This window comes from Erwinia phyllosphaerae (assembly GCF_019132875.1).
Classification (GTDB): domain Bacteria; phylum Pseudomonadota; class Gammaproteobacteria; order Enterobacterales; family Enterobacteriaceae; genus Erwinia; species Erwinia phyllosphaerae.
Window position 1 is genome coordinate 53089 of the sequence record NZ_JAHSPF010000015.1, and the last position, 20442, is coordinate 73530.

The following is a 20442-nucleotide window of genomic DNA, read 5'->3' on the forward strand; positions in this document are numbered from 1 at the left end:
GGAGCGCTTAGCCCGCACGCTTTTTATTACCGGTAAAACTCCCGAAACACCTCAGACTCCAGCGCAAAGTCGACAAAGCGTACCAGCGCGGGCGAATTCAGCTTGCGGCTCGGATAAACCAGCCACAATTCATTGCCTGATACTTTCCAGTCCGGCAGCACGTCTACCAGCGTTCCCGCCAATAGCGACTCTTCTGCCAGAAATCGCGGCAGCAAAGTAATACCGGCACCTTCCAGCGCGCACTCTCGCGCATAAACCAAATTATCGGTGATATGTACCGGCGGCAGCAGCCAGCGGTAAAACTCCTCATCCTTTTTTAATACCCACTCATTCCACGCGCGATGTGCAATACAGCGATGCTCCGCCAGCTGCTGCGGATGCGTAATCGCTTTATAGCACGCCAGATAATCGGGCGAGGCCACCATCAGGCGATCGCAATAGCCTATCCGACGGCCAATTAGCGATGAATCCTGCGGCTGGCCGGTACGTAAAGCGATGTCATAGCCCTCCTGGACAATGTCGCGCACCTCATCCGAAACGGCAACTTCCAGCGTGACGTCCGGATAGGCCTGTTGAAAAGTGGCGTTAAACCGCGCCAGCAACGTAGCGCCAATACCGGCTGGTGAAGTAATGCGTAGTCGACCGCTGGGATTATCCCGTAGCCGCTCGATAGTCATACTGGCTCTTTCACTGGCCTGCAGCATCTCGCTGCAGTGCACAAGATAGCGCTCTCCGGCAAAGGTCAGATTGAGCTGTCGGGTCGTACGGTTAATCAGACGCAGTCCCAGCGTCTGCTCAAGTTGACTGATACGCTGGCTAACGCTGGACTTCGGCAGTCCCGCGCGCTTAGCCGCCCCGGTAAAACTGCCGCATTCGGCCACCATGGCGAAAAGGGCCATAGCCTGCAGCTGCTTAAACATGATTGTTCACCTGACACGAACACTGAGTTAGTAATTGTACGGCTTATCATTAGCCTGCTTAGCTTCTACACTCAATTAACACAACTTAAAGGAAATGCGCTATGACAATCCGAGCTATTGCTGTAAATCCAGAAAAACCGGATCAATTTATTGAAATACAAACAGATAAACATGGCCCTGAAGATTATGACCTGCTGGTAGAGGTCAAAGCCGCCTCGGTAAATCCGGTTGATACCAAAGTGCACAAAGGCGCACAAAAAAATGGCCTGCAGCAACCGCGTATTCTGGGCTGGGATGCCAGCGGCGTTGTGCTGGAAGTGGGCAGTAAAGTCAATAATTTTAAACCCGGTGATGAAGTTTACTACGCCGGTGACATCACTCGTCCGGGCAGCAACGCGACGCAGCAGCTCATCGATTCCCGTATTGTCGGTCATAAGCCAGCCTCGCTGAACTGGGCGGAGGCCGCTGCTATCCCGCTGACGGCGCTAACCGCGTGGGAAGGACTGTTTGACAGACTCCATATCGACCAGGCTGCAGAAGGCAAAACGCTGTTGATTGTCGGCGGCGCGGGCGGCGTAGGTTCGCTGGCTATCCCCTTTGCTAAGCTGCACAGCAAAGTAAAAATTATAGCTACCGCTTCACAGCCGGATTCAGCCCAGTGGTGTAAAGATCGCGGAGCCGACCTGGTTATTAACTATAAAGATATGCCAGCAGAGCTGGAAAAACACGGCCTGAAGCAGGTTGATTATATCTTCTGTCTGAACGATACAGATGGTCACTGGAACACGCTGGCGCAGTTGATTGCGCCACAGGGCCAGATTTGCACCATCGTGGAAAACGAAAAGCCGCTGGACATGGAGCAACTCAAGCTAAAAAGCGCGGCGCTGCACTGGGAATTCATGTATACCCGCAGCATGTACACCACGCCGGATATCGCTAAACAGGGCGAAATTCTGGCCGCGACGGCAAAACTGCTGGATGAAGGGAAAGTCACTACTTCACTCAGTAAAACGCTGCACGGTTTAAGCGTAGAGACGTTGACGCAGGCACACCAACTGGTGCTGGAAGGCCACATGCGCGGCAAAGTGGTGCTGGTTTACTAAGTAAAAAAGACGTTTTCGTTTTTTCAGGCTGCTAACCCACCTGAAATTATGAGCGCATAGAGGTTACCAACAATCTAAAAGGGCGTTTTCGCCCTTTTTATTAAAAGCCGGTAATCATAAACCCGCCAAGCTCTTCTTTTAATTTATTCATTTCAATCAGACTGTTACTGCTCCACCGCTTACCGACCTGCTTAAAGAAACTGGCAATTTGAAGACGCAGCGGCAGGCCAGCCACTTCCTCTTTTGGCAGGCCTAATACATTCGCCAGTAAAGTGTTATTGCCGATTGTCATACCCAGATCCCATAAATTATCGAACCTGTGGCTATTAATTTCTTTATCGCTGAACCAGATATCGACAGCGTCCTGCCTTCCTTTTTCCGCCAGCAGCATCCCCTGAAAAACCATTTTCAAGTAACGGCGGGTTCCTTTAAGCAAAGGGGACTGATACATGTTCACTTCGAGTTGTTGCAGAAAAGTGATCTGTTGCGAAGGAGAAACCTGATTGAATAACAGCTCAAAAGCCTGTGCCGCGTAAGTTTTTTCACAGGTTATCGCGTGAAAATAATCACTCATGGTTTGTTTTTTATCGATAGCAACAGGAGCAATGGAGAGATAGCGATCGAGCAGCTGCTGCAGATTTTCCTGCGCGCGCATACTGTAAATATACTCTTTTGTGGCTTCAGAAGTGCTGAGGTAAGCAAGATTGGCGGCCTGTTCATTATGGCCTTCAACAGGCAAAACCAGCAGGCGAGCCTGACAGGCTACCTGACGATGTAAATAGCGAAACTCACCACAGGTACCCGCACCTGCAGTGGTTATGCCATCCGCATCGGCGAGGTAACAAAGATGTAAGGTGTTTAAATTACCTGTCGCGCCAGAGCCGCAGAAAATAAAAACTCGGCAGCTATAATCCGGATGATTCTGTGCCAGCCTGGTTTGAATATGCTGTGCAATACTGTTTGTTTTCTTGTGGGCATAAATATAAACGATATTTTTTTTGCTGTAATCTCTGGTAACGTTCTCCGAACAGATAGCCCCAACAAAAGCCGCGCCGGTTTTAAGGCAATTCTGCAATTTTGCAGCGGCGGCGTTTGCAGAAAGCAGATGCTTTTCTATTTCTTTCATTATCCGCTCCTGGGCAACAGCAACGGGTATACCAGCGTTTATCTGTAGCCTGGCGGCTGTATCGATCATATTCCCAAGCGTATTTTTTTCGCCTGGCGCAATGTGAGATATTTTTTCGCCTGTACCACCAAGCACTTTGGCTAAAAGGGCATATTTTGGCAAAAAATTAATTTGCGTATGGATGGTTTCCAGCAAAATGGCGTGATTTTGCTGGTCCAGACGATGGTGCCCGGGAATGCCAATACAGGCCGCCGCTTTTTGCAAAGCAAAATCCATATCCGTCAGCACGTACACTCGATTAAAAAGCGTTTCCCGGCTCAGCACCCGCAGCAAACTGCTAAATAAAACCTTACTTTCTATTAGCGGCAGGCTATGTATATCCATTCCCGGTTGATAAATAACGCACTGCTCCAGACCATCAACACAGCTATTTCCCTGCGGTTTCATTCTGTTGCGTAGAGGATAACAGGCCAGCCTTTCAAGGATCATCGCATCATTCGATCCTCCGGTTTTATCATCCAGATAGCCGTAAACAGGCCTGGTTGCTTCAGCCAGCACCACCGCAATCCCTTTTTGTAAGAGCTTACGGCACAAAACCTCCAGCTCGGCTCGCCGGGGAATATTCTCCCACACTGGCGGTACGTGAAAAATAACGACACAGCCGGAAGTGAAAGCACCTTTTTCTAAAGCATGACCAATAATATTTAATAAACGTCCCGTATGTCCGCCGCCCGTTGGAGAATAACCGACAACTAAAACTTTCGCTCCCCGGTTGTGGTTTGCCGCCTGTAGAACAGTGAGAGGATCACTAAAGGTAGTAGCCGGTTTCGTGCTAAACATTTTTAACCTCTGCTTAACGGTTTATTGACCGTGCCAGACGTGAATAAGTGTGTCGCACACCTCTGATGGCAATACCGTAGGCCAGAATGTTCTCCGGTAGCGCTATTCCCATATACCCCGTATCACCAATATGATGTAGGTCTGCTCCCGCCATTTTACTCATTAAGGCAATCTGTCTGATGGTATTGATATCGCTTCCTTCCTGTGAGGTTCCCACTGCGGTCATCGCCATGATGCCCTGCTGATGGGCACAGGCAATCAGCGACTGTACCCGTTCCAGACTCATGCCGGGCAGCGTACCTGGTGCAGGCACGAGCACAATATCAGCGCCATGCCGGGCAAAGTTGGCTATATCGGTTTCGGTAATGATGGCCTGCGCGCTTTCACTGATGACGCCCGCACCGTGCATTTTTCCACTTATCAAAACAACATTGCTTCCTACCGCCTCTTTTAATTCTCCCAGCGCTTTGGCCAGCGCCAGATTGCTGATGCCGTTGCCTGGATTACCAGTAAGCACAATGATTTTCGCCCCCATTTCTACCACGCGCCTGGCATTTTCGGCGCTGGCTTCCCGCCCGGCGCTCATTTGCCATATTTCTTTATGGTTGTTTGCAAAATTCGGGTCCACGGCCTCAAGGTTAACGCCAATAATTCGCCCGGTCAGATGCTGTAGCTCAGAGAGCATTTTTTCCGATGAAATACCGGCAGGCATTCCCTGTATTAATGGATTCAGACAGTCGAACATGTTAACGAGCAAAATATCTGCGCCCTGTGCGGCAGCCAGCTCTGCATTAGTGACATTATTTAATAGTGGCTGCGTGATAGCGATAGTTTCGCTAACCAATATACGCCCTTCGCTGGCGCGTATAGCATACAGCAGCTCGTCTTTATTCACCGCCGCCAGATCCGAGGCGCAGCAATCCAGAAATCTTTTCTGTTTCATATACTATTCCTTGTTATTAACAAGCTCGCGAAGTTCACCAGAAACAATCTCAGCCTGAGCGCCAATAATAACCTGCACGCCATTGCTTCCTTTTTTAACTACGCCTAACGCACCCAGCTCCTTTAATTTTTTCTCGTTAACCTGCGCCATATCGGCAACCTCAAGACGAAGACGAGTAATACAGGCATCGATAACAATAAGGTTACTTTTTCCACCCAGCGCTACCAGATAGTCTGCCGCAATTTCCGATACGCCTTTTTTCTCTGCCATGACGGTATGATCCTCTCTGCCTGGCGTAGCAAGATTAAAACGCCGGATAAAATAGCGGAACAGCAGGTAATAAATCAGCGCCCATACCATCCCTACAGGGATCATCAATAACGGCGAGGTCGCCAGACCAAAAGAAAGCCCATAGTCAATTAATCCGGCAGAGAAAGTGAAGCCAAGCTTAATCCCCAACAGCTGACATACGGCCATAGAGACGCCTGTTAACAGCGCATGGATACCATAAAGAAGTGGAGAAAGGAAAAGGAAGGTATATTCTACCGGCTCGGTGATACCGGTCAGAAAAGTCGTCAGCGCCAGGGATAAAAACAGACCAGCGACGGTAGAACGTTTATCCATCGGCGCGGCATGGTACATAGCCAGGCAGGCGGCCGGCAACGCGAACATAAATACCGGGAAATAGCCGGTCATAAAGTCGCCCGCCAGAGGGTCACCAGCAAAAAAGCGATGGATATCGCCCGTTACGACACCGCCTTCCGCCGTGCCGTACGACCCAAAAACGAACCAGACCAAGGAATTGATAATATGGTGCAGCCCGACTACCCGCAGCAGGACGTTCAGAATGCCATAGACGAAAGGGCCAACCGGGCCGGAAGTCACCAGCCAGTCTCCTGCGCTGCTAACACCGTGCTGTAGCGGTGCCCAAACCCATGCGAAAACAATGCCCAGCAACAGGCAGCTCATGCCGGTAGCGATCGGAATAAAGCGTTTGCCGCCGAAAAAAGCAAGATATTCCGGCAGGCGAATATCCTGATAGCGATTGTAGAGCACGCCTGCCAGAATGCCGCCAACAATACCCGCCAGCACGCCCATATCCAGCTCCGGATTAATAGCCTTCATTACCGAAGTGAGAACCAGATAGCCGACGGTGCCTGCCAGACAGGCCGCGCAGTGATTATCTTTAGCCAGGCCGCCAGCAATACCTATGGCAAAAAGCAGCGGTAAATGCTCAAAAAGCGTCTGCCCCGCTTTGGTAATAAAAGCGATATCCAGTACGTCGGGTTGCCCTAACCGCAGCAATAGGCCAGCAATAGGAAGCACAGCTATCGGCAGCATCAATGCTTTGCCGAGCCGCTGCATAATAGCGAAGAAGTAACTGTTCATAGGTTTACCTGCGCAAATCAGAAGAGGAAAACATGTACCTTTTGTGTACCACTTTGCGCACCATACAGTTGTCTTTCGCCTGTACGCTATCTGTTCCATTCTGTATTGTGACTGGCATGACAAAATTTATGGCATTTCATCCCCTTGATAACAAAAGACAAATAGAAATTTAATCAATTAGCCACATTCGGGCTTTATTCCTCCAGGAGCTACGATGACCAAGACTTTATCTCCCCTGTTTTATGTTGATAACGACAGCACCATGCCGCTCTATATGCAGCTGGTAAAGAGCTTGCAAACGGCCGTGCGGAAAGGGAAAGTGCAGCCTGGCGATATCATTCCTTCTGAACGCACGCTGGTGAAAACGCTGGGTATTGCGCGTGGTACTGCCCGCAGGGCATATCAGACGCTGTTGGAAAACGGCACTATTGTGCGCAAGCGTGGATCGGGTACATTTATCGCCCCGCTGGTGCGCCAGCTGCCTGGCGTGCTGGAAAGCTTTAGCGAGATGGCGGAAAAATGCGGCGGCACGCCACAAAGTGAGATGCTGGGCTGCCAGCGTCGAGAATCTACTGCGGAAGAGCAGCAGGCCCTTTGCCTGACGGAAAATCAGAAGGTGCTTGAGATAATCCGACTACGAAAAATCAACGATATTGCTATTTCTTTGCAGCTGGCCGTGCTTCCTGACGATTTGCTGGAAGAGCTTAGCAATGCCAATACGTCGCTTTATCTGCTGTTGGCGCAAAAAGGGATGCCGGTAGTACGGGCTATCCAGCGCTTTAGCGCCGTCGCGGCAAACGGTAAGCTGGCTTGTCATCTGCAAATTAAAGAATCAGACCCGCTTTTACTGGTAACACGCACGGGTTACAGCCATTGCGATCGACCGGTGGAATATACCCGTACCTGGTGCCTGAATGAATATTATGATTTCACGGTCGCGCTACACAGAGATCGGGATGATGCCAGGCCCCTGCTTCTGTGACCCGTCCCGCAGCCGCTTAGCCAGATGCCAAAATTTGACTTATCCTGCCGCGCTATCCTTGTGCGGCTGAACGATGCTCCCGCCTGACCTCCTTTTTATACTGAAACGGCAACATGCTTACCCCACTGGTCCGGCGGCACTCTTATAGCTGATTACAAGCCGCTGACCGCCCTACATAAAGAGGTTTCCGGCATGAAAATCAGTCAAATTGAGGTCATCCGCCTCGCTATTCCTTTTGCCAGCGATCGTGAAGCGCCAGTACCAGCGGCGGAAACGGCATGGAACGCGGCGTCCCCCGCGCTGAAGCAGATGGAAACGCTGTTGGTACGCGTCACCACCGATCAAGGCGAGCAAGGCTGGGGAGAAGGTTTTGGTCATTTATGTAATCCGGTTACGGCCGGGGCGCTGGAAGCGCTGGTTATTCCGCTGTTTCTGGGCAAGGCCGTGCCGGAAAGCCGCGAAGCACTGCTGTTGCTGATGACCGAAGCGGAGCAGGCGCTGCACGCTTTTGGCCGCAGCGGGCCGGTTCGCTATGCGCTGTCGGCGATAGATATTGCGCTGTGGGATCTCCTTGGCCAGCGGCTGAAAAAACCGCTGTGGCAGCTGTTGGGCGCACAGCGTCAGGAAGTGGAGCTGTATGCCAGCCTGGTCAGCTATAACAATCAGCCGGACGAGGTCGCCCGTCAGGTACAGCGTGCATGGCAGGCCGGATTCCAGATGCTTAAGCTGCATGAAACCGACTACGCTGCGATTGCCGCTGCCCGAGCCGCGCTGCCAGAAGAGGCCACGCTACTGGTCGACGTTAACTGTCCGTGGTCGGTCGACGAAGCCGGTCATCGCGCCCGGCAGCTGGCAGAGTTAAAGCTGGGCTGGCTGGAAGAGCCGGTATGGCCGCCGGACGATATTGCCGGACTGGCGCAGGTTCGTCGTGCCGGCACGCCGATAGCCGCGGGCGAAAACGCCTCTGGTGAATGGGGATTCGAACCCTTTTACGGTGCGCAAGCCGTCGATATCCTCCAGCCCAGCGTCACAAAAGTGGGTGGGATTACCGCCTCGCTGCGCGTTTTTGAACGCGCTAAACAGCATGGTATCAAGGTTGTTCCCCACTGCTTTTACTACGGCGCAGGTCTGTTGGCTACCGCGCATCTGGTTGCCACCCTGCCTGCCGATATCCGTCTGGAGGTGCCTTTTATCCGCTTCACGCCGCTGCTTTATCCTCAGTTAGAGTTCGCGCCGACGATGCGGCTTCCCCCAGTGCCGGGCCTGGGTTTTCAGCCGGATGCGGAAGTACTGCAAAGGCATACCCTCAGCCATATCACCCTGAGCATGGGGGCTAATCATGTTTAAAAACTATCGAAGCGTAGTAGCGCTGCTGCTGTTTTTTGCTGGTGTGCTGAACTACCTGGATCGTGCTGCCCTGTCGGTAATGGCTCCACTGGTTAAAAAAGATCTGCAAATCGATGATGCGCAGATGGGTATCTTATTCAGCTGCTTTTTTATCGGCTACTGCCTGTTCTGTTTTCTGGGCGGCTGGGGAGCGGACCGCTACGGCCCGCGTAAAGTGTTTGGCTGGGCGGCGGCCATCTGGTCGCTGTTTTGCGGTGCCACGGCACTGGCGGGTAGCTTTGCCCATCTGCTGATCGTGCGCGTACTGTTTGGCATCGGCGAAGGGCCAATGGGCACCACCACCAATAAGTCGATCTCTAACTGGTTTCCTCGTCAGGAGGTTGGCCGCGCGGTCGGCTTTACCAATGCGGGACAGCCGCTCGGCGCTGCCGTTGCCGCGCCGGTCGTTGGGCTGGTCGGGCTGCATTTTGGCTGGCGCGTCTCTTTTATTGTGATTGCCGCGCTGGGCTTCGTCTGGCTGGCTTTCTGGCTATGGCTGTTCCGCGACAGACCAGAACAGCATCCGCGCGTTAGCGAACCAGAACGGGCAATGATTGCTGCCCAGCGCCCCGCCACACGCGTGACCAAATCGGGTAACGCTCAGCAAACTAAACTCTGGCACTACGTTTTTTCACTGCCGGTACTGGGCGTCGCCGCGGCCTTCTTCTGCTTTAACTATATCCAGTTTTTCTTTCTCTCGTGGCTGCCCAGCTACCTGACCGATTTTCAGCATCTGGATATTAAAAGCATGAGCCTGATCGGTATTCTGCCGTGGCTGGGCGCAACGGTAGGCTTTATCGGCGGTGGCGTCATTTCCGATGCGCTGTTCCGCCGCACCGGCAATTTTTTGCTGTCGCGTAAGCTGGTGATCTTTTTTGGTCTGGCGGTGGCGGCGATCTGCGTCATGCTGACGGCCTGGGCCAGCAGCGTTACGCTGGCAGTGACGCTAATCACGCTTGCCAGCGTATTTGCCTATATGACGCCGCAGGCATGCTGGTCGCTGTTGCAGGATATCGTTCCGGCTGAACGTATCGGTACCGCAGGCGGTTTTGTACATCTGCTGGCGAATCTGGCGGGCATCCTGTCGCCGGGAATTACCGGTTTTTTGATTCAGTATGGCGGCGGGTACTCTTCAGCCTTTCTGTTAGCCAGCGTGCTGGCACTAACCGGTATGGCAATGCTGGCGCTGTTTGTCCGCCAGCAGAGCGTTAATGCGCTGCGCTCGCTGGCGTAACGACAATAAAAAAGCCCGTTCGGCATGAGCAAACGGGCTTCTCCAGTGCTTGTTTATTATCTCGTCACAGCGGGCTATTGCCCAACATCTCCTGCACCAGCTCCACACAGCGTAGAAAACGCTCGTCGTAGTTATCCTGTTCCACATGCACAAAATCGATGTTGTTCGCCTTGAGCATCTCCACCAGCAATCCCTGAAACTCTTTGCGATCTACCGAACTGCCAAGGCTGCGCAGCCCGTCCGCTATCCACGGCACGTTATTTTCCACCAGGATCACCAGATCGAAACGATATTCGTCAATCAGCGCCTGCACAAAAGGATGTTCGCGCCCTTCATATTTTTTGCAGAAAGCTTGAGTAGTCACAAAGTCGGTATCGATAAAAGCGACCTTGTTGGCATATTTAACGGCAAAATCGATGTACTGTGCCTGCCCCAGCGCGATTTTGTCATAGTCGGAATACTGTAGCGCCATCTCATCGCCGCCCAGATGGGAAAAGACGTAGTCGCGGCCAAACTCCCAGGCGCTGGTGGTGTTAAAAATATTTGCCAGCTTGTTAACCAGCGTCGACTTGCCGCTGGATTCGCCGCCCAGAATCGCCACCGTGCGTACAAAGAACGGTTTCACTTCCGTAGGAATATATTCCCAGTAGCGAAAAGGATCCTGGCGGATCTGACCGCCGCTGATGTTCATAAAAGATCGTTTGGGATCGATTAATACCGCCTCGATGCCCAGATGCTGCTGATACTGCGGCGCGTCCAGCTCTTCGCTGGTGTAAACCCGGTTCGGTATGATGCCGTGGTTTTCCATAAAGTCATGGATGCCGCGGCTCCAGATGTCCCAGCCGTGCGGATAGGGTTCCATGCCCTCTTCGTTAAATGAATGGATGCGGATATTTTTCTGATATTTAAAAGTTTGCAGCAGCCAGCGCAGACGGTCGCTGACCGTGGGCTGCTGGGACATGGCGCTGGCTTCAAACAGCTCGCGGTCGCGCGGCTCGTCGTAGCCCATGATGATATGCAGCTCGTCAACCTGGCTACAGGCGCGCTGGATCAGATAGATATGGCCGGTGTGCAGCGGGTAAAACTTACCAAAAACCACGCCTACGGTTTTTTCGCGACGCGGAAACTCCAGGCCAAGATAGCGGTGTAGCGCCTCCAGCTTCTGCGCGCTGGGGCTTTTGATTTTGGCATTCAGCAGCTGGCTGAGATAGCCCTTGGTCATGCCGCTGGCCTCCGCCACCTGCTGTAGCGTGCAACCCTGCTGGCGAATAGCCGTTTTCAGATAATCAAATGACGACACCGGGTGCCTCCTGCATAACGGGCGAGCTTTCCGCCGCTTTGAAGTGCGGAGCGCTGTTGCGCCCCGCAAGGGTAAGCCGCGCGCTAACGTCCCTGCTTAATTACAGTTCATCGAGGATCGACAGCGCGTCGGCCAGTTTCTTCACGCCGTAAACTTTCATATTTTCCGGCACTTTTTTTGGCACGTTGGCGACAGGCACAATTGCGCGGCGGAAACCGTGCTTGGCCGCTTCGGCAATGCGTTCCTGACCGCTCGGCACCGGACGAATTTCACCGGCCAGGCCGACCTCGCCAAACACCACCAGGTCCTGCGGTAAAGGACGGTCGCGCAGGCTGGAAACCATCGACAGCATCAGCGCCAGGTCGGCGCTGGTTTCGGTGACCTTGACGCCGCCGACCACGTTGACGAACACATCCTGATCGGCCATTTGCAGGCCACCGTGGCGATGCAGCACCGCCAGCAAAATGGCCAGACGGTTCTGCTCCAGCCCGACCGCTACGCGTCTTGGATTGCCCAGCATGGAGTGATCGACCAGCGCCTGAATTTCTACCAGCAGCGGCCGCGTTCCTTCCCACAGCACCATTACCGAGCTGCCGGAAGTCACCTCTTCGCCGCGGCTAAGGAAGATGGCGGAAGGATTGCTGACCTCGCGCAGACCCTGTTCGGTCATGGCGAACACACCCAGCTCGTTTACCGCGCCGAAGCGGTTTTTATGACTGCGCAGCGTACGGAAGCGTGAGTCCGCATCGCCATCCAGCAGCACGGAACAGTCGATACAGTGCTCCAGCACTTTTGGCCCGGCCAGCGAGCCATCTTTGGTGACGTGGCCGACCATCACAATCGCCACGCCGCGCGTTTTGGCAAAGCGCGTCAGATAAGCGGCGGTTTCCCTGACCTGCGCCACGCTGCCCGGCGAGGACTGGATATCCGCCATATGCATTACCTGGATGGAGTCAATCACCATCAGCTTCGGCTCTTCCTGCTCGGCAATCAGGCAAATTTGCTCGATGCTGGTTTCGGAAAGCATATTCAGATTGGCGGTCGGCAAACCCAGCCGGTGCGCGCGCATCGCGACCTGCTGCAGCGACTCCTCGCCCGTGACGTAAAGCGTCTTCATGTTTTCCGCAAGCTTGCAGAGCGTTTGCAGCAGCAGCGTACTTTTACCGGCACCGGGATTACCCCCGATAAGAATGGCGCTGCCCGGCACCACGCCGCCGCCCAGCACGCGGTCAAACTCTTTGAAACCGGTGCTGAAGCGCGGTAAAGCTTCCAGACTGATTTCCGAAAGCTTCTGCACGCGGCTGGGGCCAGCGCTGCCCGCGTAGCCGCTCAGCCGTTCGTTACGCGCGACCGTAGGCGACGCCGCCAGGCGCACTTCGGTAATGGTATTCCAGGCGTGACAGGCGCTGCACTGCCCCTGCCAGCGTGGATAATCTGCGCCGCATTCGTTACAAACAAAGGCGCGTTTTGCCGCTTTGGCCAAATCTTTTCCTTAACGTTCTTCGTGAATCAGGCTGCCGCTGAGAATGCAAAACACCCCCATCAGGTCGGCATGACGGATAGTAACTTCGGTTTTTTCATTAACCTTTGGCTTGGCGTGATAGGCGATGCCCAGCGCGGAAGCCTTGATCATCAGCAGATCGTTCGCGCCATCGCCAATCGCCACGGTCTGTTCCGGCGCGATATCAAACCGTTTTGCCAGCTTGCGCAGCGTGTCGGCTTTATATTTCGCATCGACGATATCGCCCAGCACTTCGCCGGTCAGCTTGCCGTCGCGGATTTCCAGCTCGTTAGCCACGATGGCCGAGAGATGCAGCGTGTCACGCAGATACTCTGCAAACCAGGTAAAACCGCCGGAAGCGATGGCAATGTGCCAGCCCAGCGCCTGTAGCTTATGCACCAGCGAAACGAGGCCCGGCATCAGCGGCAATTCATTGCGGACCGTGCTGAGGATATTCGCATCGGCACCTTTCAGTGTAGCCACGCGCTGGCGCAGGCTGTCGGTAAAGTCGAGCTCGCCACGCATCGCTCTTTCGGTCACTTCCGCCACCAGCTCGCCGCAGCCGGCCAGTTTGGCGATTTCATCAATGCATTCGATTTCAATCGCGGTGGAGTCCATATCCATCACTAGTAAACCTGGCGTTTTCAGATGCGGAATACGGCCCAGCGGCGCGACGTCCAGGCCGGCTTCGTGCGCCAGCTTTGTCGCGCGCGGCGTCAGCGAACCCGCCAGGCGAATCACCTGGTAATCCTCCACAGACCAGGCGCTGACGATAACCATCGCCGCGCCCAGCCTGTGCTGCAACGCCGTCAGACGATCTTTATCAAGATTTCGTCCATACAGAAGCCAGCCGGTACGGCCAGCACGGTAATCCAGCGGCATAACTTCATCACCGCTGAGGGAAAGAGGCAAACCCGGCCAGAAAGAGACATCGGAAGGCAGGTCGCACCAGGTCAGACTATTTGGCATTACAGCTCCTGTAGGGACATATTAACCACGCAAGAGGCTACCTTGTCTCGCCTGCTTCTGGCAACATAAAAGCACGAAGCAAATCCTGCTTGAACTGATAAAGTGTGAAAGAAAGATGGCTAAAGCCAAACTAACATTTCGGCTGCACCGTACGGCGATCGTACTGATTTGCCTGGCGCTGCTGGTGGTGCTGATGCAGGGCGCATCCTGGTTCAGTATGGGCCACCAAATGGCGCGCTCTGAACAGGTTGAGGAACTGGCGCGAACGCTGACCCGCCAGGTGGCGTTTAGCCTGACGCCGATGATGGAAAACAGCGACGATAATCACCAGAAAATCGTCAATATCCTGACGCAGATGACTACCGAAAGCCGCATTCTGGACGCTTCTGTCTATGATGACAGCGGCACGCTGATTGCGCACAGCGGGGAAAGTATTAACGTACGCGACAGGCTGGCGCTGGACGGACAGCGAGCGGGCAGCTACTTCAACCATCAGCTGGTAGAACCTTTATCCAGCACGGACGGGCCGCGCGGCTTTCTGCGCGTCACGCTGGATACGCACGTGCTGGTAACGGATTCCCGCCAGGTAGATAACACCACCAATATTCTGCGCCTGATGATGCTGCTGGCGCTGGCTATCGGCATTATTCTGGCGCGTACTCTGCTCAGGGACCGCCGTACCCGCTGGCAGCAATCGCCGTTTCTGCTGACGGCGAATCGTCCGGTGAAAGAAGATAACGACGAAGCGCCAGAGGAAAAGTAGCGTGGTTATTTCAGACATAGCGGCTAACCGTGAATAGATATTCATCACGTAATCTAGTGTCTGCAAACAATAAATTTGAATTAAAAAACGAAAAGGTGAACAGATTCTTTATAGGAAAGCTGGCCGGTATAACCGGCCAGTAGGCTTACCGCTACAGGCGAGCGGCGTCACGCTTAATCAGGCTTTGTCGCCCAGCAGAACGGATTCCAGAGCGATTTCAATCATCTCGTTGAACGTCGTCTGGCGTTCAGCCGCCGTGGTCTGCTCGCCGCTGCGGATGTGGTCAGAAACGGTGCAGATTGCCAGCGCTTTTGCGCCAAACTCTGCCGCTACGCCATAGATACCGGCCGCTTCCATTTCCACACCCAGGATGCCGTATTTTTCCATTACGTCAAACATCTGCGGGTCTGGCGTGTAGAACAGGTCGGCAGAGAAAATATTGCCAACGCGCGCTTCCACACCCAGATTTTTCGCTGCGTCGACCGCGTTGCGCACCATATCGAAATCCGCAATCGCTGCGAAATCGTGATCTTTGAAGCGCATACGGTTTACTTTTGAATCGGTGCTCGCACCCATACCAATGACGATATCGCGCAGTTTCACATCGCTGCGCACCGCGCCGCAGGAACCCACGCGAATAATTTTCTTCACGCCAAAATCGGTAATCAGCTCTTTGGCATAGATTGAGCAGGAAGGAATGCCCATTCCGTGGCCCATAACGGAGACTTTGCGGCCTTTATAAGTACCGGTATAGCCCAGCATGCCACGCACATTATTGACTTCCACGGCATCCTGCAAAAAGGTTTCCGCAATGTGCTTGGCACGCAGCGGGTCGCCCGGCATCAGCACTACGTCAGCGAAATCACCCATTTCTGCGTTAATATGAGGGGTAGCCATCTTTTAATCCTTATTGCTATTGCCGACTCGCGTCGGCACGTTATGTTGCGCTGATTACAGCATGCTTTTGCCATATTCCATTGCGGACAGGCCAAAATAGTTTGCGATAGTCTGACCGATATCCGCAAAGGTGTCACGATATCCCAGCGGGCCTGGCTTCACGTTCGGACCATAAATGAGCACCGGAATATGTTCGCGGGTATGCTCCGTGCCTTGCCAGGTTGGGTCGCAGCCGTGATCGGCGGTCAGGATCAGAATATCGCCCTCCTTCACCAGCGCCATCAGCTCCGGCAGACGACGGTCGAACAGCTCAAGGCCGCCAGCGTAGCCAGCCACGTCACGACGGTGGCCCCAGGTGGAGTCAAAATCAACAAAGTTGGTAAAGACGATGCTGTTGTCCGGTGCCGACTGCATTTCCTGCACGGTAGCGTCAAACAGCGCGTCCAGGCCGGTCGCCTTCACTTTTTTAGTGATGCCGACGTGGGCATAGATATCCGCTATTTTGCCTACGGAAATCACTTCGCCGTTCTTTTCTTCCACCAGCTTTTTCAGGATGGTCGGCGAAGGCGGTTCGACCGCCAGATCGTGCCGGTTGCCGGTACGTTCGAAATGACCGGCTTTGTCACCGACAAACGGACGGGCGATAACGCGGCCAATGTTGTAACCCCCTTCCGTCAGCGCTTCGCGTGCGATTTCGCACAGATCGTAAAGACGCTGTAGCCCGAAAGTCTCTTCGTGGCACGCTATCTGAAACACTGAATCGGCAGAAGTATAGAAAATCGGCTTGCCGGTTTTCATGTGCTCTTCGCCCAGCTGGTCAAGAATGACCGTGCCGGAAGAGTGGCAGTTGCCCAGATAACCCGGCAGATCCGCTTTTTCTACCAGCTCATCGAGCAGGGCCTGCGGAAAACTGTTTTCCTTGTCGGTAAAGTAACCCCAGTCAAACAGCACCGGCACACCAGCGATTTCCCAGTGGCCGGAAGGCGTATCTTTCCCGGAGGAGAGCTCGCTGGCCCAGGCGTAAGCGCCGATAATATCGGCATTCTCGTCCAGCCCCGGCGGGAATTTGCCGGTGGACTCTTCTGCCGCTTTACCCAAACCCAGCGCGGTCAGATTGGGCAGATGCAGCGGCCCTTTGCGTCCAATATCCGCTTCGCCTTTAAAACAGGCTTCGGCAATGTGCCCAAGCGTATCGGAACCTTCATCACCAAACTTGTGAGCGTCTTTGCTTGACCCAATGCCGAAGGAGTCGAGCACCATAATAAATGCACGTTTCATCGTGGTCTCCTGCGTTGTTAACGCGATAAGCTAAATTTTATCGATCAGAACAGTATGCCGTTTATCCGGCGACTCTGCGATAAATAACTGGCGTCGGTGGCGATGATTTTTCTGCCAGCGTAATGGCCTGTTTTACCGCCGCAGCGGCTTCCTGCCAGCCCGCTTCGCTGGCAGCGTGGATCACGGCAAGCGGCCGCTGACCATCCACGTGGTCGCCCAGCTGCGCCATCTCACTCAGCCCAACGCTGTAGTCAATAGCATCGCTGGCACGACGGCGACCGCCGCCCATCGCCACAACGGCCATGCCCAGCGCACGCGTATCCATCGCGCTTACCACGCCAGGCCGATCGGCGTAAACCGCTTTACTGAGCATTGGCGCAGGCAGATAGCGATCCAGATTATCGACAAAGTCCGCTGGGCCTTTTTGCGCCGCCACCATACGCGAGAAAACTTCCGCCGCGCGACCGTTATCCAGTACCGCCTGCAGTTTGCTGACCGCGTCGTCGTTATCTGTCGCCAGCCCGCCGGAAATCAGCATTTCTGCGCTGAGCGCCATCGTTACCTCCAGCAAACGCGGATTACGGTAAGCGCCAGTCAGGAAATGCACCGCTTCACGAACCTCCAGCGCATTGCCTGCGCTGGAAGCCAGCACCTGGTTCATATCGGTCAGCAACGCCGTTGTTTTGCAGCCTGCGCCGTTCGCCACGCCAACAATCGACTGCGCCAGCAGCTCGGACTGCTCAAAGGTTGGCATAAAGGCACCGGAGCCGACTTTGACATCCATCACCAGCGCATCCAGGCCTTCGGCTAATTTTTTCGCCAGAATCGATGCGGTAATCAGCGGAATGGAATCAACGGTTGCCGTAATATCGCGCGTGGCGTAAAAACGTCTGTCGGCAGGCGCCAGCGAGCTGGTCTGGCCGATTATTGCTACACCGACCTCGCTGATAATCTTACGGAAGGTCCGATCGTCCGGAAAAATATCGAAACCCGGAATCGCTTCCAGCTTGTCCAGCGTGCCGCCGGTATGGCCCAGCCCGCGCCCGGAGATCATCGGCACATAGCCGCCGCAAGCCGCCACCATCGGCCCCAGCATCAGCGACGTCACATCGCCCACGCCGCCGGTAGAGTGCTTATCCACTACCGGCCCGTTCAGGCCAAGGCTTTGCCAGTTCAGCACGGTGCCGGAATCGCGCATCGCCATGGTCAGCGCCACGCGTTCCGGCAGCGTCATATCGTGAAACCAGATAGTCATCGCCAGCGCGGCAATTTGTCCTTCCGATACGGCGTTATCACGCACGCCATTAATAAAAAAGCGGATTTCTTCTTCGCTCAGCGCCTGGCCATCTCTTTTTTTACGGATAATTTCCTGTGGCAAAAACACGTTGCCCCCTGGTGAGGTGTCGCCCGGGATCCGGGCAGATTTTACCGGCAGGCGCCCGCCTTTTTATGCTGGCGGGCGGCCTGGTATTAGTAGGCTGAATCGCTTTTGGCAGAAGAATAGCCCGCGGCATTCAACAGGCTGGCCAGCAGACTGGAAGCGCCAAAACGGAAATGACGGGCGTCTGCCCACTCTTCGCCCAGAATATCATCGGCCAGTTGCAGATAGAGAGCGGCATCCTCCGCCGTTTTCACGCCGCCAGCAGGCTTAAAGCCCACCTGATGCTTCACGCCTTTTTCGGCAATCACGCGCAGCATGATCTCGGCTACCTGCGGGGTGGCGTTGACCGCCACCTTACCGGTGGAGGTTTTAATAAAATCGGCCCCGGCATCGATAGCAATTTCAGAAGCTTTGCGGATCAGCTCTTCCGTTTTTAGCTCGCCGGTTTCAATAATGACTTTCAGCAGCACGCCAGCGTCGGCGCAGGCTTCTTTGCAGGCGTAAACCATGTCGTACCCTACTTCTTCATTACCGGCCATCAGCGCACGATAAGGGAAAACGACGTCAACTTCATCTGCGCCATAGGCGATAGCGGCATGCGTTTCTGCCAGCGCGATTTCGATATCGTCGTTGCCGTGTGGAAAGTTGGTTACGGTTGCAATGCGGATATCCGGCGTATCCTGCTCGCGCAGGGTTTTACGCGCAACCGGAATAAAACGAGGGTAGATACAAATGGCGGCAGTATTGCCAGCGGGTGATTTAGCCTGACGGCACAGGGCAACCACTTTGGCCTCCGTATCGTCGTCGTTCAGCGTGGTTAAATCCATCAGTTTCAGCGCGCGAACGGCGGCAGCGGTTAAATCGGTCATGGTATTCTCCGGAAAAATCAGCAGGCTTCGCTGCAAGGTCACGATGCAGCGGTAATGTTATAATAGTAACATTACCGCTGCGCTACATCAGTGATTAATCTCACACGGGTTTGCATGCGATTGCAAAAATTGCGCGAAAAATAGCATAACACTCACAAAACATGCCCTGACTGCCTTTGCAGAACGCTCAGAGGAACATAACAAAATGTTATGATGGTAACATTTTACAGCAATGAAAAATTTTCACGATGGCATAACGGTGACAGCGTAATTTTTGCGCGAGGGAGCAGGCGATAATCATGCGCGCCTTCTCTTTTAAAGCCTTCATAGTCAAGAAGTGCATCCGTGAAGCTTCTGTTTACGCCAGGCAGAGAGGCAAGCGGGAAGGTAAACACTTTCAGGTTGTTTCTCCACATAATTTCTTTTACAACGCCAATATCTTTCAAAAGAATACGTTTATCAATGAACCCTTCTGAAAATTCGCCTCGCCTTAACGACCCCAGAATACAATAAGGTATATAAGTTATTCCCTTCAGCTTCACCCTGGCTGATGGCGGAAAGGAAAAATGTGCCTGTATCCCCGGTCGGCCGAGCAGGGTAACGGCTGAACGCTCTTTTTCTTTTTTGCTTCTGTTCCTGAAACTTTCTGGGCTACATATTGAGCAATCATGTTCTTTATTTTTGCTTTGTGCTTGTCTTGCCCCTTCGCCATCGTTACCTGCCCCTGGCTGAGATGCCTCTCTGCCGTAAATACTATTATGTATCTCTCTCGCCTGACGATGGCCCACGTTGGGGTTTACAGAGGCGCCGATAATATTTTGCACCGGTACGCTAAGATCAAGATGGATTACGTTACTCCCACTAAACCTGGGCAACTTTCCCGGAGAAGGAACGGGCAGGCAACTGACCGTAAAATTATCCATCGCGCTAAATACATGCTCTGCTGGTTGGGTAAGAAACGGGGCCTGATCGGGCCAAACCCGGGCACGGGAGGAAGAGCTTGACGAATTGGCCGAATCAAATGAGCGGTACGACTCAGCAGAGCTAACCGAGCAGCCGTCAAAAGCATTATATTCGCCAATATCATGATTGGCCGAACGGTTCAGGACATAAACCAGTTTCAGGTCTGCGCCTGGTAAATTCAATGCCTTATCCCACATCTTTAGCAATGCCGTTTTTTCTTCTATTAATAGATTGCGATCGTGGTTTCTTTCATTAAATAGTTTCAGTTTTCTTGATGAAACCTTCTTCCTGAATTTCACGTCCAACATACAATACCTCAGCTTAGTTTTTTTTAAAAATTAAATAAACCTGAAAGAATAGAAAAGAGGCGATTAAAATATATTTACCTTAAATAAAAGCCCTATCTGATATATTTTATAACAACCTCAAAAATGCGACAGCACAAAACACTTAAGCGGTAAAGGTGAGGGGAGTAAAAGAATCAATTTTGTTAATTCAGCTCAGGCAACAACAATAATTAACCGTCATTTAATATCACCGCAACGCCAATGCGCTGGTCATTTAATATTCCCACTATTTTTCATTTTAAAATCGACCG

Annotated in this window: 17 protein-coding genes; 5 read left to right on the forward strand and 12 right to left on the reverse strand. The window is 53.4% G+C overall.

Features of this window, described 5'->3' with window-relative positions; translation table 11 throughout:
- Positions 1-26 precede the first annotated feature (26 nt).
- On the reverse strand, positions 27-923 hold the full coding sequence (locus KUE00_RS20330; RefSeq protein ID WP_246762048.1) for a LysR family transcriptional regulator: 897 nt from the start codon (positions 921-923) through the stop codon (positions 27-29).
- A gap of 98 nt (positions 924-1021) precedes the next feature.
- Between KUE00_RS20330 and KUE00_RS20335 the strand changes: the two genes are divergently transcribed.
- On the forward strand, positions 1022-2023 hold the full coding sequence (locus KUE00_RS20335) for a zinc-binding alcohol dehydrogenase family protein (protein ID WP_246762007.1): 1002 nt from the start codon (positions 1022-1024) through the stop codon (positions 2021-2023).
- Between the two features lie 100 nt (positions 2024-2123).
- Here KUE00_RS20335 and KUE00_RS20340 read toward each other — a convergent pair whose 3' ends face one another.
- The 3 genes from KUE00_RS20340 to nagE are packed head-to-tail and all read right to left on the reverse strand — an operon-like array spanning position 2124 to position 6321.
- On the reverse strand, positions 2124-3989 hold the full coding sequence (locus KUE00_RS20340) for a hypothetical protein (RefSeq protein ID WP_246762009.1): 1866 nt from the start codon (positions 3987-3989) through the stop codon (positions 2124-2126).
- 13 nt (positions 3990-4002) lie between these two features.
- Positions 4003-4932, reverse strand: a complete 930-nt coding sequence (locus KUE00_RS20345; RefSeq protein ID WP_246762011.1) for a DUF7916 family protein — start codon at positions 4930-4932, stop codon at positions 4003-4005.
- A gap of 3 nt (positions 4933-4935) precedes the next feature.
- The gene (gene nagE, locus KUE00_RS20350; RefSeq protein WP_246762012.1) at positions 4936-6321 is read right to left on the reverse strand and encodes an N-acetylglucosamine-specific PTS transporter subunit IIBC; all 1386 of its coding nucleotides are present in this window, start codon (positions 6319-6321) and stop codon (positions 4936-4938) included.
- A 214-nt stretch (positions 6322-6535) separates the two neighbouring features.
- Here nagE and KUE00_RS20355 point away from each other — a divergent pair, with 214 nt between their 5' ends.
- The 3 genes from KUE00_RS20355 (at position 6536) to KUE00_RS20365 (ending at position 9923) form a co-directional block, all read left to right on the forward strand.
- Positions 6536-7303 carry a GntR family transcriptional regulator gene (locus KUE00_RS20355; RefSeq protein ID WP_246762013.1) on the forward strand — a complete coding sequence of 256 codons (768 nt, stop codon included), beginning with the start codon at positions 6536-6538 and terminating at the stop codon, positions 7301-7303.
- Between the two features lie 192 nt (positions 7304-7495).
- The gene (locus KUE00_RS20360; RefSeq protein WP_246762015.1) at positions 7496-8650 is read left to right on the forward strand and encodes a mandelate racemase/muconate lactonizing enzyme family protein; all 1155 of its coding nucleotides are present in this window, start codon (positions 7496-7498) and stop codon (positions 8648-8650) included.
- A complete protein-coding gene (locus tag KUE00_RS20365) occupies positions 8643-9923 on the forward strand; it encodes an MFS transporter (RefSeq protein ID WP_246762017.1) in 1281 nt (426 codons plus the stop codon). Before KUE00_RS20360 ends, KUE00_RS20365 begins: the two co-directional genes overlap by 8 nt.
- A gap of 64 nt (positions 9924-9987) precedes the next feature.
- Here the strand turns inward: KUE00_RS20365 and nadR are convergent, their stop codons facing one another.
- The 3 genes from nadR to serB form a co-directional block, all read right to left on the reverse strand.
- Positions 9988-11223 (reverse strand): multifunctional transcriptional regulator/nicotinamide-nucleotide adenylyltransferase/ribosylnicotinamide kinase NadR, encoded by a 1236-nt coding sequence (gene nadR, locus KUE00_RS20370; protein WP_246762018.1) that lies wholly within the window; start codon positions 11221-11223, stop codon positions 9988-9990.
- A 100-nt stretch (positions 11224-11323) separates the two neighbouring features.
- Positions 11324-12706, reverse strand: a complete 1383-nt coding sequence (gene radA / locus KUE00_RS20375) for a DNA repair protein RadA (RefSeq protein ID WP_246762020.1) — start codon at positions 12704-12706, stop codon at positions 11324-11326.
- Positions 12707-12715: 9 nt separating this feature from the next.
- A complete protein-coding gene (gene serB, locus KUE00_RS20380) occupies positions 12716-13693 on the reverse strand; it encodes a phosphoserine phosphatase (protein WP_246762022.1) in 978 nt (325 codons plus the stop codon).
- A 115-nt stretch (positions 13694-13808) separates the two neighbouring features.
- On the opposite strand from serB, the gene KUE00_RS20385 reads away from it, so the two are divergent.
- Entirely contained in the window at positions 13809-14456 is a 648-nt protein-coding gene (locus KUE00_RS20385; RefSeq protein ID WP_246762024.1) for a YtjB family periplasmic protein, read from the forward strand.
- A gap of 177 nt (positions 14457-14633) precedes the next feature.
- Here KUE00_RS20385 and deoD read toward each other — a convergent pair whose 3' ends face one another.
- From deoD to KUE00_RS20410, 5 genes are all read right to left on the reverse strand, one after another.
- Complete coding sequence (gene deoD / locus KUE00_RS20390) at positions 14634-15353, reverse strand: purine-nucleoside phosphorylase (protein ID WP_246762025.1); 720 nt, start codon at positions 15351-15353, stop codon at positions 14634-14636.
- 54 nt (positions 15354-15407) lie between these two features.
- Positions 15408-16631, reverse strand: a complete 1224-nt coding sequence (gene deoB / locus KUE00_RS20395; protein ID WP_246762027.1) for a phosphopentomutase — start codon at positions 16629-16631, stop codon at positions 15408-15410.
- A 61-nt stretch (positions 16632-16692) separates the two neighbouring features.
- Positions 16693-18015 (reverse strand): thymidine phosphorylase, encoded by a 1323-nt coding sequence (deoA, locus tag KUE00_RS20400; protein ID WP_246762029.1) that lies wholly within the window; start codon positions 18013-18015, stop codon positions 16693-16695.
- Between the two features lie 86 nt (positions 18016-18101).
- The gene (deoC, locus tag KUE00_RS20405) at positions 18102-18881 is read right to left on the reverse strand and encodes a deoxyribose-phosphate aldolase (protein ID WP_246762031.1); all 780 of its coding nucleotides are present in this window, start codon (positions 18879-18881) and stop codon (positions 18102-18104) included.
- A gap of 224 nt (positions 18882-19105) precedes the next feature.
- Entirely contained in the window at positions 19106-20152 is a 1047-nt protein-coding gene (locus KUE00_RS20410; protein ID WP_246762032.1) for a hypothetical protein, read from the reverse strand.
- Positions 20153-20442 lie beyond the last annotated feature (290 nt).